Below are 16,356 nucleotides of genomic sequence, written 5' to 3' on the forward strand. Positions count from 1 at the left end.
GATTTTTGTTTCAACTTATTGCTACCAACTTTTACAGCGCTATCCGCGAAACGAATGAGCAGTCTACATTGAACAAAAGTCCTTTAGTTGACATCAACCACAAAAACTTCGATTCGTATGACGAAATGCTATTCGCGCAAAACTTTTCCTTCCATGCGATAGATTCATTGAATCAAACTTCATTCTCTATCGTCCGAGTCACCCCATCCACTCAATCCGCTGCTGGATCTCTTGCTCTGACCAATGATGGACAGTAGGGATAAATTTTTTGGCAATAGCAAATGCTTCCCCAGGCTCGATGAGGCCTAAGCGGATAGCATGGCGTAATGGGATGAAATAATCGGCCGGTTTTACGCGATAACGCTCATCGCACTTCGGATGAGGCAGTGGATGGGCGATCAGTCCGGTCATCGCCAGAAAAATCGCCAGATAATGGCGGTAAATTCCCACATTCCCCGGCGTCCAGAAATCCTTGGCGGCTGCCTGAAGATCGTGTTCCAAGCCGATCGCCTCAATTCGATTCTGTTCCACTCCTCTGCGCCACTGCTGAAACAATCGTGGGCTCATTTGAGAAGCGCCCAAAAGATAGCCAAATCGCTCGATGTTCTTGCCCAGCCGGGCTAATCCGATAAACCAATCATTGCCAGTCGAAAATTGAACCCTATTCGGAGCAACCGCCTCAACAATTTTGATTCGGATCAAATCATCGCTGCAGTCAAAGGGGTAATTTCGACCGCTCTTTTTGCTGATGATGGCACTTTTGTATTCCTGAATGTGAGGAGTTCGATCTAAAATTTCAACAATCTCGTCAGGTGAAAAATTAGAACCAAAACCAGGGATTCCAATATCGAGCTCAAAGAAAACCATACCAAAATCCGTGTAATCTCCCACCACGCGACCAATTTCGCGATAGATTTCAATTTTTTTCTGTGGCTCAATTGAAAAAAGGCGTCTATCAGGAACTGGCATATATCGAATGCGGGAGAAATTAAGGTGTTTCAAACCCTGATAGATTTCTTCGATCTGGTTTCGGAGCGAGGAAGCGATTTGATCAGCGGTAATATCCAGCGAATTGGTGTTCAACCCGGCCACGAGGAGCGGTCGATCTGGTTCAAGATAATTTTGCATGTCAAGCGCGATTTCCGCGGTCCGCCAGATCATCAATTTGGTCAACTCCCAATCGTTGTAGATTGCCCAGGTGGTATCTACATTGGTAGCAGGCACGCTTCCGAATCGAATCACTTCACGAACTAAGTTTTCGTAGCTCTTCCAATCGAAGCTTCCGTTTGGCAGCCATGGACCATACATCGCAGTAGTTGCCAGGATGGTCTTATTGGTTAATCGGTCATAATAATCTGATAATGAGATCCGCTGATCTGAGATCGGAAAATTTTCGTTTTGTATCATGAATTCACCTTTGCTAACTTGCCTTGCAATCTTTCAGGCTGCCACTGGGACGCGACGCGATTGGGATAGCGGAGGAACTGATTGCGATGAATAGGACGACCATTGTCTGCTGCGCTTTGATACAGCGACTCCACCTGTCCCAGAATATTTAGGGCATGTATCGCATTTTTCCAGTATGGTTTACCAGTAAATATCGTTTCGATATAATCCGCCAGTTCCACCGCAAATGGATCTTGGTAGCTCAGATCCAAGTATTGCCAATAGTCGCGCCATTGGATCTTTAGGTTATCCAGCGCTCGTTCCCAAAGCAGCAGCGGTGCGGTTTCTTTCCATTGCACTTTCAGGCCATACAAACCAAAAACCATTGAGCCATTCTCCCCATCCACCGTGATTTCCAATGGTCCAAATTCTGAATTGATGCGGCGATACCAAGTCCAGATAGATGTATTTACCACACCGTTGGAATGTTCTCTTCGGATGGCTGCATAATCTTCAACATCGCATTCGATAATGCCATCTCGGTCATAAGCTAAGCGCCGCTCAATAAGTAGGCGGGCCACCGCGCTGAGATACTCCGTTTCCCCGAACAGCGCTTCTGAAAGATAGCCCTCATGGCACATATCAAGCAGAATGCCACCACCAGCTTCTCTCAGGGTCCAGTTAAAATCGGGCCGCTGGCAGCAATATTGTCTTTCGCCAAAGCCTGAGGCGACCTCATAACCGAATTCCATATGACAATGAAACGGTTTGATAGCAGGGATCAATTCCAACGCTTTTTTGACTCCTGGAGCTTCGAGCATGTGATGCACTACGCCATGCTTGAATTTTTCTTGTTCTAATTTCTCCACAATAGCAAGACCATCGGCATAATTGGCTGCAATCGGCTTCTCCATGAATACTGCAGTTGTCTTGGGATCCATGATCGCCAGATCGCTCAGCATGATCTCCTTCCGAATCCCAGTGGCGATGGTACAATGGTAAAGCTGATGTGCTGGATTGATCTTTCGCGCGATTTCGTAGGCCTGGGTGATATTGGTGGTGAAATGATCGATATTTATGGCCTCAGCAATGAGCTTCAACTTATCGATATTTCGGCCAACGCCAATCAGGATCGGATGGACCAGCTCCCCATCGATCTTCACTATTTGTTCCGCAGCGATCCGCTGGAGCGCTTTGGCTGCCACCTGCCCCATCCGTCCGGTAATCCCATGAATAATTACTGGCAAATTGATCATGTTCAACTCCTCAAATTCTCTTGAAATAGCTCTCGATAAAATTACTATTTTAACACCCTCCAACTTAATCTGTTCCACGGGCACATTCAGATGATCAAATAAATTTTTCGCTCAGCAATAAAATTCGCTTGCTTTGCAGCAATCCAGAAGTTATATTAAAAAAAACAGCGTGAGTCTTAAGTCGATCCAATTGTGCGTTTGCGATATATTTTTTCAGTTGGCAAAACAGTCGAGCCGTTTTTAAAGCAAATATAGATCCCGTAAATAGGATGAATAAGGTGCATCGTTTGAGGTCTCTAACAAGGCAATTTTATCCAAAATCTGAATAATTGATCGCGCCTGGCAAGTTCACCTCGGAAAATTCTTTTTATCATCGTGCCGCAAGGGGCTCAAATTACCTGTTTTCTCAGGAGGGAACAAATGTCCGATAAATCCGATGATGACTCTGACGATCTTGATCCTGAAGATGGAGGCGACTTTAATGAAGAAGAGTGGGATGAAGAGGATTGGGAGAAATTCTTTCAAGAAGAAGAAGAACAAAAACGTCGGTTAGAGCAATTATTGGATAAGTATGGTTTTTCCGAAGAGGGTCTGCGCAGAGCATTTCAGGAATTAGGTTATGATCTCCCAGATTCCGATGAGCTCCAAGAACCCTCAGCGGATCAGGAAATGGAAGATCAAGATATTGACGCGATCATTGCGGCGGAGCAATCGGATTGGGATGACGAACTGACTTTTCGAGATGATTATCAAAATGCTCACCCGCTGTTTTTGACCTGCCACGGATTGCTGCTCAAGGTCGTTAAATCTATGAGGCATATTTGGGTCGACCATCGGGATCATCCCGTTGTTACATTTCAAACTGGCCTTTTCGAATGTATGAGCAAAATCATCCATGCTGGCTATATCGATATCGATAGGGCTTTGGAGGCTGAGCGTGGGCTTGTCCTGGCTGCTCTGAAGCGAGCCAGAAAGTCATTGTTAGGATCTTTATTTACCATTCCAAAATTAGAGGCCCTGAAAATTTTTAGCAACACCTTTTTATCGCAACTCCGTCATCAGATCATCGAGCTACTTCAGCTCATTAACCAGGAGATTATTTCTGTCAAACAGAAAAAATAGTTGTCCTTTCTGCTCATCCCTCTTTTGCTATATCGATGATTCGATCATCATAACTGGCGATAATCTTTTGGCCGGGCTCCACTACCAAGTAATCCTCTGAATCCCAATTTCCCTCAAGAAAATTGATGATCAATCGAGGATCGCCTTTCAATTCGTCGTAATTCCAATTTAGTTCTTGGGCACAAGTACGCGTGAATCGCTTGTAATTTTCAGTATCATAAAACTCTAAATCGACATAGGCTGCTGTAGAATAATCGCGAATCCAGTGCTGTTCGACCTCCATTAGATACTGGGCATTTTCTTCGCCATATTGTTCTTTGTACTGCTGATAGATTTGCTCCAACCGTCTCCTGCCTGGCATTAGCGCAGTATCGATCCAGCCTGGGCTATACCAATAAGTCCCAGGATGATGATCAAAATATTGGCGGTAGCGTTCTTTTGAGCCAAGCAAAAAAGTGATGCAATCGTGGCCGCGCATGATCACTAATTTTTTATCTCTCGCCTGAATTCCAACCAATCCGTTGCTGCACAGGCCATATCCGATTAAAATGGCATCATAATCGCCCACCACCGAATCGATCGCCTGCTGCACCTCCCTTCTCAGGACATCAGGGGTATTGTGGAGTCCTTGTTGGAGAAAATGGAAATTGAACACATTCTTCGAAATGGAAGCAAAATAGCAGATCTCCCGCCAGAGCACATGGCAACTGATGATGTAGAATTTGCTCACTGAATAACCCTTCTCATGATGCATAAATTGTGATCGTTAGATACATGGATAAATTAAAGGATAAGCATTGGGAATCGCCGCATTGATCGTTTCTGGGCATCTATGGAATTCATCTCCTTACCTCCCTCTGCAAACCGATGTGTGGCTTTTCACCTCATCCCAGAGGATTATGTTCCGAAGAACCGCTCAGCAATAGCCACAGGAAAAAGGGGCCACCCAGGAGGGCAGTAATGACCCCGACTGGAATTTCCGCAGGAGCGATGAGTATGCGTGCGACTGTGTCGCACAGCACCAGAAATGCCCCGCCGAAGAAAAAGCTTGCTGGAGCTAATAGGCGATGGTCTGGGCCTAGTATCAAACGGCAGATATGAGGGGTCATCATGCCAATAAAGCCGATGGGACCACAAACAGAGACCACTGCGCCAATCATCAGAGATGTTGCAAAAAAAAGAATGGCCCTGATCTTGTTCACGGCGACACCACGGCTCAAGGCGATATCTTCCCCCAAAAGCAATAAATTTAATTCATGGATGACCAGCGCAATCAAAAGCGCCCCGATGATCACAAAGGGCAAAATCGAGAAAACCGGACGAAACCCTGCGATCTCGAAGCCGCCCATTAACCAACGGATGATTCGAAACGAATTGGCATAATCGCTCAAATATTGGATAAAAAGGATCAAGCTGGAGAAAAAGAAGTTGATCGCCACCCCTGCCATTAGCATTGTAGCAGGAGTAAAAATTTTTCTCATCCGAGAGAAACCATAGACCAGAATCACCGATAAACTTGCCCCAATAAACGCGGCCAAGGACTGTCCTGGAACTCCAAACGCCGAAAAGATGACGCCGATTTTGATATAAACCGCGGCTCCAAAGGCTGCGCCACTGGATACCCCCAGTGTAAACGGCGTTGCCAGGGGATTGCGAAACATTGCTTGAAAGACCATCCCACTAATTGCCAAAGCAGCTCCAGCCAGAAACGCAGCAAGAACTCGGGGCAATCGAACCATCCAAAAAATTCGATCCACCAGCTGATTCTCGTTATCAAAAATTGATCGAATCGAAATCGATTCCATCCCCCAAAACGGGGTGATCAGCAGCACAGCGATTGCTGCAGAGATAATGATAGTGAGAGCAATCCCTCGCTTTTGGTAGATCATGGCTGAACCTCGGGGGCAATGATCGGTTGACCAGTGATTGGATGAGCGAGGAAAACAAATTGTTTGTCAAAAGCAGGGGCAAGGACCTCGTTGCGCATGATTTGTTTGGCATCACCAGTAGATACAATTTGGCCTTGTTTCAGGATAACGATCCTTTGGCTTTGCAGCGCTGCCATATTAATATCGTGCGTGACCGTGACGATGGTCATCCCCAACTCTCGGTTCAAGCGATTCAATATCGAATAGATTTCCGCTTCGTGCTTCGGATCTAAAAACGTGGTGGGTTCGTCCAGCAGCATGATTTCAGCGCCCTGAGCCACTGCCGCTGCGATAAATGCAATTTGTCGCTCTCCGCCGCTCAATGTCGTCATAAGTCGATCGGCGTAGCACTGAAGGCCAGTGAGCGATAGCGCCTCTTTAGCCGCGATCCGATCTTGAGCTGTGAAAGACGCAAATGGGCTGAGATACGGATAGCGTCCCAACATCACGAATTCTTCGACGGTAAAGGGAAAGATCCGTCCATTGGCCTGGGGCACATAGCTGATGCTCCGCGCTAATCTTTTCTGTCCCAGCTTGGTGGTTGGTACATCTTTTACAAGGATCGTCCCCTGATAGCCTGTGTAAATGCGCATGATGCATTTCAACAGGCTGGTTTTCCCTGCGCCATTCGGACCAATGATGGACAAATAGTCTCCCTTGAAAATTTGTAACGATACCGAATCCAAAATTCGTTTATCGCCAAAGTTGAGAGTTAAGTTTTCTATTTCGATGATTGGTTTCATTGCTAAATTAGATTTTTGTCATTGAAATCACTAGCATCGCAAAAAAAGCTGATATTCTTTCCTTGCCTGTTGCATAGTTCAATTTAACAATTTGCGCCCCAATTGCTTTGATAAAATCATCACCGCAGGCTATTCTCAACGCAACTGTACTTGCAAGGGCCTTTTTTGTTCCTAAACATCAGCTAAAAGGGAGATACCGCGATTCGGAGCTTTCACATATTCTACCAGTCGATCTCTGGATGGATGATCCGAGCTAGCAGCTCAAGAAACAAATAAAATCGTGGGCCAGGGATCACCGCATAATCATCTGAAATGATGTAAATCTGGCGCTTGCTTACAGCTTCAACATCTGGCAAGCTGGACCAATCGCTCACCACCTTCAAACTATCCAGACCAGTTTGCTTTAATTGCGGGATCAGATCGATAATGATCGCTGGATTGAGATGGCTGATCCCTTCTGCTGAAACCATCGGATAAGTGATTTTTCCATCCTGATAGGCATTCTTTCCTCCGGCCATCTCGATGAGCTCATCGAAAAACGTGTTCTTTCCAGCAATATAAACGTCCTCAATCGCCCCTGTTCCCATGGTCCGCTCAATGACGATCATCACGTTGGGCCGGTACAGTGCTTCAGTCCGATGCTGAATCGTGCTGATTTTTGTATCGATCTCCTTTAAAATTTCTTCTGCTCGAGAGTTCGTGCCTAATATTTTCCCCAAATAAGCGATGCTCGATCGAATATCTGAAACAGTCTTGTTATTTACGCTGATATATTTGATCCCCAATTGCGAAAAAAACACTTTGGATTGTTGGAAATCGTCAGTCAAAAGGACCAGGTCGGGTCTCAAACGAATGATGGCTTCATAATTGAGATCCAAATAGCCACCAACCTTGGGCAGCGACTTTGCTTCTGGGGGATAGTTACAAAATCGAGTGACGCCGACCAGCTTATCCCCCATGCCCAACGCAAACAGCGTCTCTGTAATATTGGGAGACAGCGAAACGATGCGTTCATATTGGCCCGTCTCGTGCGTAGCGAGTTGCCCGCTGGTTCGATCAATCGTTTTGTGCAGAACGATCCCCAGCAGAAGCAGTGCTACTATCAACGAAAAAGCGAAAAAAGTTTTTTTCATTTAATTTCCTTTCGCCGAACCCATAGAGCCGTGTTGAAGTATGAACTTTGGTTGAAAGAAAATTTTGAATTCGATAGCCAATATGATCCAGCCCTTCTGGACATTAGCAAGCGATCGGAATCCCCCGTTCTCAATCGCTGACCGAGCCACCGTCGGCTGTTCAATTTGGAATTGGTCGCTAATTTTTCAAAATTTTCAAGCTGAAATTTGGCGGCCGCAGCGATTCCCCCTTGCAAAGGCTCGCCACCTTCGCAAGGGGTGATGATTTTAGTATTTGACTCCCAAACTAAACCGCAGCTCCCGGCCAGGTGATGGGTAGCCATCGATGACATAGATCGACTTATCCAGCAAATTATTGACTTGGAATTTGGCATCAACAGTGAAACCAGCAACTGGCAATGAATAGCCGATATTGCCGTTCAGCAACGAATAGCTTGGCAATGACCGAGCATTATCAGCCGAGACAAATCGCTTGCTCACTTGTTGGAAATTCAAATTAACCGAAAGGCCTTTGATCAATGTCCCAATAATCAGATCGAGCTTGCTATCGGGACGATAAATGAGCCTCTTGCCTTTCGTGGCAGCATTGGATGCGTCATCGGTGGCTTTCATCCACGTATGGAATAGCTCGAGATATGCGATGCTTTGCGGGAGATGATATTTCACACTGGTCTCAACCCCTTCGATCTTGGCGCGACCAATGTTCATCGGCATCCAGACACCAGAAGCGTCCGCGTTCCACGAGATCAAATCGGTCACTTTATTCTTGAAATAACTGACATCACCAGAAAGCACTGTACTGGTCTTGCGGCTGAAATTCAAACCCAGATCGAAGTTGTTGCCAGTTTCTGGTTTAAGATCAGGATTGCCGCGCACCCAGACTTCATCGGGCCAATAAAGATCATCGAAAGTTGGAATGCGGAACGATCTGCCAAAATTACCTCGTAAACCGATGGTCGTTATTTCACCGGTAGAAACCAGGACGCCAAATTTTGGGGACAATTGGGCTGCCACATCGGAATAATTGTCCCATCGCAAAGCGGGGATGGCGTTCCATTGGGTCAGCAGACCAAAGATTTTCCACGGGAAATTCACTTCGGCCAGTCCGTAAATGCTTTGAATGTTCCGATCGTCGACCTTAAACTTGGTGCTATTCAATCGATCCTGTCGCAGTTCCGTACCGGCAATCACATGCAGATAGCGGCTGGCCAACACTTGACCTTGCAATTGCAACCCAATGGCTGAATTTTTGTGGCGATCATCGGTCGGTGCCCAGCCATCTGGATCTTGGTAATGGTAGTCGTACACTTGATAGAATACATTTTCTTCTAATCGAAATCGAGTCGTGAGTTGGTGTTCGGATTGCACGGCAGCCAACTTGCGATCGACCTCAGCTCGGGCATGGGGGGTGGTCATCGGTTGATTGGTCCATGGATTGATGTTCACCGAGCCTGCGTTACCCTTTTTGGCGATCAAATTGTGGAATATCGCCTGAAGCTGATGCCGTTCGTTCAGGTTGAGTTTCGATTTCAAGAAGAAATTGTCCCCCTGATAATCGTTATTGATCCGTTTGGTAGTTTGCTCGCTCGACGGCAATTTGAACCGAAAGTCGCCATCGCTCTGGAGCCGATTGTAATTCAAAAAAGTGGACATCAGGCCTATGCGATGTGATCCTGAGAAATTGAGAGCCCGAGTCCCAAAGGACCCTATGGTTGAATTCAAGCCGTATGAGAAGCCTCGCGGGTCAATTGTTTCTTTCGAGATCAATTGAACAGCGCCGCCGATGGCGTCAGATCCCAAAAGAGCTGAATGTCCGCCGCGCACCAGCTCAACGCGCTCAATTGCGGCGACTGGAATCAAGTTCAAATCGACGCCCCCTCCTTGGGCCGTGTTTAATCGCAAGCCATCTAAAAGAACGACCACTTGGTCGGCATTAGCCCCTCGGATCGAAGCGGTTTGGGTTCCAGCGATGCCGTCGTAGGAATTAAAATTTACGCTGCCGATCGATTTCAGCGCCTCGCCAACGGTGGCAGCATTACGAGCCGCCAATCGAGGAGGAGTCAACACCTCAACCGCTGCCGAAACCTGAGATTGACGGTGATCGGTCAAAGTAGCTATAACGAGAATCGGATCAAGTTCAATGACTTTTGGATGGAGGTAAAAATTGAGACGAATATCGCCCGCTACCTGAACGTTCAACTCCGTCGCGGTCTCATAACCTATCACCCGCACGCTGATGTCATAGTTTCCTGCTGGGATTCGATCGATCAGGTAAAATCCACCGTCCCGCGATGCCGCCCCCAAATTCGTATTCACGACCAGGATATTGGCGTCGGGAATTGGTTTTTTGGTCACTGCATCATAGATGTAGCCAGAAATTTTTCCCAGTGGAGTTGCACCAAGAGGAAGGAGAGATAAAAGCGATGACAAGAAAACAGCGATGGCCGAGAAAAAAACACGTTTCATTGGCATAAAGCTCCCTTGTTTTGGTTCAGTTGGTTTAAAGTGAATTAACCCAAATGAACCTTCGAGAGCGAGCATTCCCATATTACGTGCGGTCCAAGTCGGGACAAAAAAAATCCCAACCTCGACCGGGAAAGTTGGGATTCATTTGCTCGAATCGTTTTAAGAATTCCAAACCTCACCCTCGAAGGTTTATGCGGAATTGAACACGACGCACCAGAACCGGCACATCGAGCGCCAATCGGCAGGTTTCCTGGCTTAGGGCATCAAACCGAATCGCCGCGCCTTCCCATCCGACGCTTAGCAGACAGTGGCTTGCGTATCATGCGTTTTCATGATTTCGCATGTGCAGCATCCGTAGCCCATTACAGTAGCGGGGCTGCAGCGGATTCTCACCGCTTTCCCATTCACCGATTGGTATTTCCAATGAACGCTAGCGCTCGACTCAATTATAACGAAACGAAAATTAAAATGCAAGCGATTTTTTTTATTTTTTGAAATGTTCATTTTCATGATTTCATAAGGCGTTGCTTAACTTTTATAATCCTCAAAAAGTTTCATGTTCAGCGCTCTAAACGATATTCAAAATACATTTATTTCGGATCTCAACTCTGTGAAAGAGTAGCTTGAACATCCTACAAGAGTTTTTGCCTATAAAATTTTAAAGAATCTTTGGTCCTAAGATTTGAAAGTGCTCAGATATCATCTGATGAAAATCTTCCAATATTGTTCTTTTAGATAACCAGAAGACCGGCTTACCATGCGGTAAGCAGTGTTGTTCCCAAAATCAAAATCAACTGCCATGAAATTTTGATCCTATAGCTTATAGCTTAAATCTTCCATACTCTCCAAAAATGCCATCCAGCAGGATTAAAAATTTCCCATCAGTCTCAAAATTTAAAAGTCACCGTAATCATCTGATCCATGAGAATTGGATTCAGCTAGTTAATGAATTTGCTTACTAAATCTGAGTCTAAATGGAAATGGGAAGGTCACCGATATCGATCGATGTCGTCTAGCAACTTTTTCTTTTCATCTTTCATATCGAAAACTTGAAAAGACCAAACAAGAGCAAAGCCGCGGAGGCACGATATGAGCAAAATCAGTTTAGCGTGGATCGTGATCCTTGCCATTTGACTGTCTTTTGATTCTCTCATTTCTCAATATGATCTGCCTGTGAAGAAGCATCCTGGTTATACCAAAATTGATGAGATCCCCGTGGTCGCTGGGGATCAGCAAACTGTGGATATTCATCTCCATGGGAATATTTTAAAATCCCTTGCTCAGTTTTCTGAACCCGACGATCCAGAATTTGTTGCAGCGCTTTCGAATTTGCTTCTGATCCAGATGAACGCGTTCTCAGTGGATGAAACTCTCGCAGTCAAATTAAAACCTTCAATCGCCACATTTGAAAATCGCCTCAAGAAGCGCGGTTGGGAAAATGTTCTCCGGGTGAGAGATCATGAGGAGCAGGTCGATATTTTCATTAAATACGACGATCAAAGCTGCATGATAGGGCTCGTGCTCCTTGCCTTTGATGGAAATGCCGATGCCGTATTCGTTAACTTCGTCGGAGATCTCGATTGGCATTCTGCTAAGAGGATCGGCGAAAAATTTGACATCAAACAAATAAAATGTCTGGATGATTACGGATTAAGACAATGAAGCCCGGATCAGAAATGAGGTTCGAATTCGGTTCTGAGCTGCAATTGAGCGAAAATTTTATCCTGCTCTCCCCGATCCATTGGATCAAAACAGAGCAAAAAACGGCTGTGCTAATATTTTTATGAGAGCGATCTTGGGATTGAATGAGGGGTAAAATGCTTGCTGGTCTATTGTCTCGTTTTCAAGCTCCGTGACTTATCTTTAAGATCACAGAGAGATGGATGCCAAGCTCATCAAAAATGGTGATTCAAAAATAGGCGTGATGCTCTGAAGGAATGCAAGGCAAACCAGGTTTCAGATCGAAACCTGGTTTGTCGTTTTTGATCGTTGCTATTTTTTCAATCCATAAAGCGGGCCGAAATTGGCACAAGCGCGAAAATCAGCCCCTTCTAAATCTTTCGTGCCAAAAGCAGCCCAGGCGCTGGGACGAAAAATTCGATCTTCGGAGACATTGTGCATATAAACGGGGATTCTGAGCATGGCCGCCAGGGTGATCAACTGATCGCCGATATGACCGTAACTAATCGCCCCATGGTTGGCGCCCCAGTTCGCCATAACGGAATAGACATCCCGGAATGCACCCTGGCCAGTCAGAATCGGCGTAAACCAGGTGGTCGGCCACGTGGGACTGGTGCGGCGATTGAGGATTTCATGCACCTCTTTAGGCAGGTCGACGGTGTAGCCTTCAGCTATTTGGAGCACTGGTCCAAGGCCCTTCACCAAGTTGATCCGCGACATCGTGACGGGCATGTCGCCTTTGGATAAAAACTGCGATGAAAATCCGCCGCCGCGAAAATACTCCAGCTCCGCCGGACACCAGCGCGTGGCTTCCAAACATCGGGCGACTTCCTCAGGGGTGATCTCCCAGAAAGGTTTCATGACAGGATTGCCCTGCTTGTCCGTCTGCTGGCCCGTTCCATCCAAAGTGGATGAGCCGGAATTGATGAGATGAATAATTCCATTTGCGGCTCTGCCGGTCAATGTCTTGCCAGTGACGCGCTTCACTGCTGCAGGGCTCCAATAAGTGCGGACGTCAGAAAAGATTTGAGCGGTATCGGTCAATAAATGGCCAAAAAGCATAGCAACCCCGTTGAGGCAATCGTTCTCCGTGGCCATGATGAACGGCTCGCGAATGCCGTTCCAATCGAACGAGGAATTCAGCATCGCCTCCATGAAATCGCCGTTGGGAAAATGGTCAGTCCATTGCCGCTGTCCCTGGAAGCCGGCAGCGATGGCATTATGGCCCAATGCCTCTTCTTCAAAGCCCATCTCCGCCAATTTGGGATTCCCAATCATTAAATCGCGGGCAATGATGGTCATTTTGACAACCATTTCCCATTCCCAATCTTTTCGAGCGCGAGACGTCTGAATCTCCTTCCGATTAACATCCTCGCCTTCTTTGCAGTACTTTTTCACCCAGTGCAGCGCGCGCTGGAACTCATCTTTATCATAAATTTCTTCTTCTATTCTTCGGACAAATTCGGTCATGTCCACGGTTTCGTTTCTCATGCCGAGATAATCTTGAAAGAAATCCTGATTCACAATGGAACCGGCGATCCCCATGGATACGGCCCCCAAAGCCAGATACGACTTGCCGCGCATTTCTGCCACCGCCAATCCCGCTTTGGCAAATAACAATAGCTTCTGTTTCACATCTTCTGGAATGGTGGTATCATCGCGATCTTGGACGTCTCGGCCGTAGATGCCAAACGCGGGCAATCCTTTTTGGGTATAGCCAGCCAAAGCCGCGGCAAGATATACCGCTCCGGGTCGCTCAGTGCCGTTGAACCCCCATACCGCTTTGGGGATCAGTGGGTCGCTATCCATTACTTCCGTGCCATAGCACCAGCATGGCGTCACCGTCAGCGAGACGCCTACACCTTCGCGGGCGAATTTCTCGGCCGCAGCAGCAGCCTCTGCCACTCCGCCAATGCATGTGTCCGCTATCACACATTCCACCGGCAAACCATTTGAATGTCGTAGATTTTGACTTAAAAATTCCGCTGCCGCCTTCGCCATGGTCATTGTTTGGTTCTCCAGCGATTCCCGAACTCCTTTGCGTCGGCCATCAATGACTGGTCGAATGCCAATTTTAGGTGTCGCGCCACGAAGTCGTTTCATCGGGGGGTTCATTTTCATCTCTTCAATCTTTGCCATAGTTACTTCCCTTTCCTCAAAAATGACTGTTAAAATTGCTGACAACAATTTTGTATTGAAGTCTGGCTTAATGATTTTATCAGCGCCATGATTTTGATCAAGTCGCACTCTTTATCGTGCTATATTTTTATATCGTGCATGAACGAAAACCATTGAGTTTGAAGTAGCAGTGTCATTCCGAACGAAGTGAGGAATCTGGTGACATAGAGATTGTTGCACTTAAAGATTTCTCCATTCGGTCGAAATGACAAAAAGGTGAATTTTCTTTCAGGCACTAAATAAATTTTGACCGCTACCAAATGGTCAAATCCCGAATCTGTGACCCTGAAATCTGCAAACGGAAGCGGCTTTTGTGTCCCCTTTATTTGTGAATCATGCCTGTCCCACTATATGATGGAACGGATAACAATAGCCGCTCAAAAAATCTCCCCTTTTTGCAGCTTGCTCTTTTTCATCTCAAAAGGGAAATTTCCAAAACTTCCAGACAATTCGATGTACTTTGAAGGGCCTCGTTTTCGCTAAAAACTCGATGGTCACGCTCCTATTTTTCTGTCAGCCATCTTGCAGTTCATCCGCAAAATAGAACGAAATTCGATGGTTATTAGGATTTGAAATGCCGATCAGCTTGACCGAAAGAGAGGCTACGTGAGTGAAGCGCGTTCGATGAATTGGTTTCGATTTATGGAGCTGCGATTCTTCTTCTATTTTGTTCACAGCATTTCTTGAACTTTTTGCCACTCCCGCAGGGGCAGGGATCGTTCCGACCGATGTCCAAACCCGGGAATCCGTGATCTTTAGCCCGCGCCCAGGACATCACGTTGGCTGGCGCTCGACAGTGACGCAGTTCATTTGCCATGAATTTCATATAAAGGTCAATATGTTCAAAAAACACTCGGTAGCCCTCGCAAAGATAGTTCAGTCCGACCTGACCAGTAGGCGTCTGCATAAATCGGTTCTTGGGACATTCGCCGCGACAGATAAATAAAACTGAGCAATCATGGCAGAATTGAGGCAAGCGATCATGTTTATTGTTGCCAAATCTCCTCTGTTGATCCGATGTTACCAATTCGATCAGGGATCGCTCCAGAATATTCCCAAGCCGATGTGTCGGATAGACAAAATGATCGCATGAATAGAGATCTCCATTATGCTCAATCGCCAATGCCTTACCACAGGTCTCCGCAAATAAACATAAGCTGGGCTCCTGGCCAGACCACCGCTGTAATGCCACTTCAAATAGCTGGATGAATTGCCTCCCAACGTCGTTTCGAACCCACTCATCGAAAATCTCAATCAAAAATTTGCCGAATTGCACTGGCTCGACCGACCAATCCGCGACCACAGCTTCGGACTGATCATCCGGGGAAACAAGCTGCCGATGAGGATGGTGATGGGAAATACGAACTCGTTCGACAATTGGAATAAATTGGATAAAGCCGCTCCCGACCTGTTTGAGAAAATGATAAACTTCAAGCGGAAGCTGAGAATTGGCCCGATTGACCGCAGTGAGGATGTTGAACTCCACGCCATGTTTCTTTAATCGCTCCAGCCCTTGCATCACCCGGTCAAACGACCCCTGGCCAGCTTTGTCCACGCGATGCATGTTATGAAGATTTTCAGGACCATCCAAGGACAATCCCACAAGAAAACGATTCTCAGCTAAAAATTCGCACCACTGATCATTCAGTAAAATCCCATTGGTCTGAAAGGCGTTTTCAATGGTTTTTCCATCGGCATACCGCTTCTGGAGCGCAACAACCGTCTTGAAAAAATCAATCCCCAACAGCGTTGGCTCGCCCCCTTGCCAGGCGAAATTCACGACTGGGGCCTCATTGCACTGGAGATACTGGCGAACAAATGATTCCAATACCTCATCTGACATCCGCCAATTGCGATGATCGGGATAGAGATTTTCCTTTTCGAGATAGAAACAGTAGCTACAGTTCAAATTGCAAATTGGGCCAATCGGTTTGGCGATGATATGGAATGCGATCATTGAAAATTAGAACGAATTTGGCTTTTGAATTTGGTTGATAGATATTTTATTTGATCCAGCACCACATAATTTGAAACAGAATATAGCCCAAATTATCAAGTTTGTCAAGGGGTAATTTGCCACTTATGACTAATGCTTGAATGAAAACTCACCTTCTTGTCATTTCGAGCGCAGGGAGAAATCTGTAGGTCTTATAAGCTAAATGGAACAAATTTCCTCACCTCGTGCGTGATGGCATATCTAATTCAAGTTTACTGGTCTTCATTTAGGCAATAATTAGCAAATTAGATTTATGCTTTTAGGACGGGAAAAGCATATCGAGTCACAAGAATGGGAATATTTCAGCGGAATTCCGATGCCAAGGCTCAGCCAGAAAAAGTCGAGGCGGATTGATTGAACAAGGTGTCATACTTATCAGGCTGTGGAAAAATGATAATATTTAGTCTGGCCCTGTCATTCCGAACGAAGTGGGGAATTTTTATAAGCTGTTAGTTCCGTTTCATCTAG

Annotated in this window: 11 protein-coding genes and 1 riboswitch; of the genes, 2 read left to right on the forward strand and 9 right to left on the reverse strand. The window is 46.2% G+C overall.

Translation table 11 applies throughout. The annotated features are described in order from the left end of the window. Nucleotides 1–198: 198 nt before the first annotated feature. Nucleotides 199–1,407 carry a hypothetical protein gene (locus ONB37_11370; GenBank protein MDZ7400755.1) on the reverse strand — a complete coding sequence of 403 codons (1,209 nt, stop codon included), beginning with the start codon at nucleotides 1,405–1,407 and terminating at the stop codon, nucleotides 199–201. After that, nucleotides 1,404–2,642: a hypothetical protein gene (locus tag ONB37_11375; protein ID MDZ7400756.1), complete on the reverse strand. Its 1,239-nt coding sequence runs from the start codon at nucleotides 2,640–2,642 to the stop codon at nucleotides 1,404–1,406. Before ONB37_11375 ends, ONB37_11370 begins: the two co-directional genes overlap by 4 nt. A gap of 420 nt (nucleotides 2,643–3,062) precedes the next feature. On the opposite strand from ONB37_11375, the gene ONB37_11380 reads away from it, so the two are divergent. Next, nucleotides 3,063–3,764: a nucleoporin NDC1 gene (locus ONB37_11380; protein MDZ7400757.1), complete on the forward strand. Its 702-nt coding sequence runs from the start codon at nucleotides 3,063–3,065 to the stop codon at nucleotides 3,762–3,764. Between the two features lie 13 nt (nucleotides 3,765–3,777). Here ONB37_11380 and ONB37_11385 read toward each other — a convergent pair whose 3' ends face one another. The 5 genes from ONB37_11385 to ONB37_11405 all read right to left on the reverse strand — a co-directional run bounded on the left by ONB37_11385 (nucleotide 3,778) and on the right by ONB37_11405 (nucleotide 10,034). After that, entirely contained in the window at nucleotides 3,778–4,494 is a 717-nt protein-coding gene (locus ONB37_11385; protein MDZ7400758.1) for a DUF1638 domain-containing protein, read from the reverse strand. Between the two features lie 154 nt (nucleotides 4,495–4,648). Further along, nucleotides 4,649–5,653, reverse strand: coding sequence for an iron ABC transporter permease (locus ONB37_11390; protein ID MDZ7400759.1), 1,005 nt, complete (start codon nucleotides 5,651–5,653; stop codon nucleotides 4,649–4,651). Next, nucleotides 5,650–6,435, reverse strand: coding sequence for an ABC transporter ATP-binding protein (locus ONB37_11395; GenBank protein MDZ7400760.1), 786 nt, complete (start codon nucleotides 6,433–6,435; stop codon nucleotides 5,650–5,652). The genes ONB37_11390 and ONB37_11395 overlap by 4 nt, the downstream gene beginning before the upstream one ends. A gap of 221 nt (nucleotides 6,436–6,656) precedes the next feature. Next, nucleotides 6,657–7,568 carry an ABC transporter substrate-binding protein gene (locus ONB37_11400; GenBank protein MDZ7400761.1) on the reverse strand — a complete coding sequence of 304 codons (912 nt, stop codon included), beginning with the start codon at nucleotides 7,566–7,568 and terminating at the stop codon, nucleotides 6,657–6,659. A gap of 267 nt (nucleotides 7,569–7,835) precedes the next feature. Beyond that, the gene (locus ONB37_11405) at nucleotides 7,836–10,034 is read right to left on the reverse strand and encodes a TonB-dependent receptor (GenBank protein ID MDZ7400762.1); all 2,199 of its coding nucleotides are present in this window, start codon (nucleotides 10,032–10,034) and stop codon (nucleotides 7,836–7,838) included. A gap of 222 nt (nucleotides 10,035–10,256) precedes the next feature. Beyond that, nucleotides 10,257–10,461: riboswitch (cobalamin riboswitch) on the reverse strand. Nucleotides 10,462–11,207: 746 nt separating this feature from the next. On the opposite strand from ONB37_11405, the gene ONB37_11410 reads away from it, so the two are divergent. Beyond that, entirely contained in the window at nucleotides 11,208–11,696 is a 489-nt protein-coding gene (locus tag ONB37_11410) for a DUF4252 domain-containing protein (GenBank protein MDZ7400763.1), read from the forward strand. Between the two features lie 330 nt (nucleotides 11,697–12,026). Here the strand turns inward: ONB37_11410 and ONB37_11415 are convergent, their stop codons facing one another. Both ONB37_11415 and ONB37_11420 read right to left on the reverse strand, forming a co-directional pair. Next, nucleotides 12,027–13,853, reverse strand: a complete 1,827-nt coding sequence (locus tag ONB37_11415) for an L-fucose isomerase (GenBank protein MDZ7400764.1) — start codon at nucleotides 13,851–13,853, stop codon at nucleotides 12,027–12,029. 679 nt (nucleotides 13,854–14,532) lie between these two features. Then, on the reverse strand, nucleotides 14,533–15,849 hold the full coding sequence (locus tag ONB37_11420) for an anaerobic sulfatase-maturation protein (GenBank protein MDZ7400765.1): 1,317 nt from the start codon (nucleotides 15,847–15,849) through the stop codon (nucleotides 14,533–14,535). Between the last annotated feature and the right edge of the window lie 507 nt (nucleotides 15,850–16,356).

The organism is candidate division KSB1 bacterium (assembly GCA_034506395.1).
GTDB lineage: Bacteria > Zhuqueibacterota > Zhuqueibacteria > Thermofontimicrobiales > Thermofontimicrobiaceae > Thermofontimicrobium.

What these genes read in the sequence shown, in the direction of transcription:
- ONB37_11370 (MDZ7400755.1), bottom strand. Translation starts at nt 1,407, where the DNA reads ATGATACAAAACGAAAATTTTCCGATCTCAGATCAGCGGATCTCATTA.
- ONB37_11375 (MDZ7400756.1), bottom strand. Translation starts at nt 2,642, where the DNA reads ATGATCAATTTGCCAGTAATTATTCATGGGATTACCGGACGGATGGGG.
- ONB37_11380 (MDZ7400757.1), top strand. Translation starts at nt 3,063, where the DNA reads ATGTCCGATAAATCCGATGATGACTCTGACGATCTTGATCCTGAAGAT.
- ONB37_11390 (MDZ7400759.1), bottom strand. Translation starts at nt 5,653, where the DNA reads ATGATCTACCAAAAGCGAGGGATTGCTCTCACTATCATTATCTCTGCA.
- ONB37_11395 (MDZ7400760.1), bottom strand. Translation starts at nt 6,435, where the DNA reads ATGAAACCAATCATCGAAATAGAAAACTTAACTCTCAACTTTGGCGAT.
- ONB37_11400 (MDZ7400761.1), bottom strand. Translation starts at nt 7,568, where the DNA reads ATGAAAAAAACTTTTTTCGCTTTTTCGTTGATAGTAGCACTGCTTCTG.
- ONB37_11405 (MDZ7400762.1), bottom strand. Translation starts at nt 10,034, where the DNA reads ATGAAACGTGTTTTTTTCTCGGCCATCGCTGTTTTCTTGTCATCGCTT.
- ONB37_11415 (MDZ7400764.1), bottom strand. Translation starts at nt 13,853, where the DNA reads ATGGCAAAGATTGAAGAGATGAAAATGAACCCCCCGATGAAACGACTT.
- ONB37_11420 (MDZ7400765.1), bottom strand. Translation starts at nt 15,849, where the DNA reads ATGATCGCATTCCATATCATCGCCAAACCGATTGGCCCAATTTGCAAT.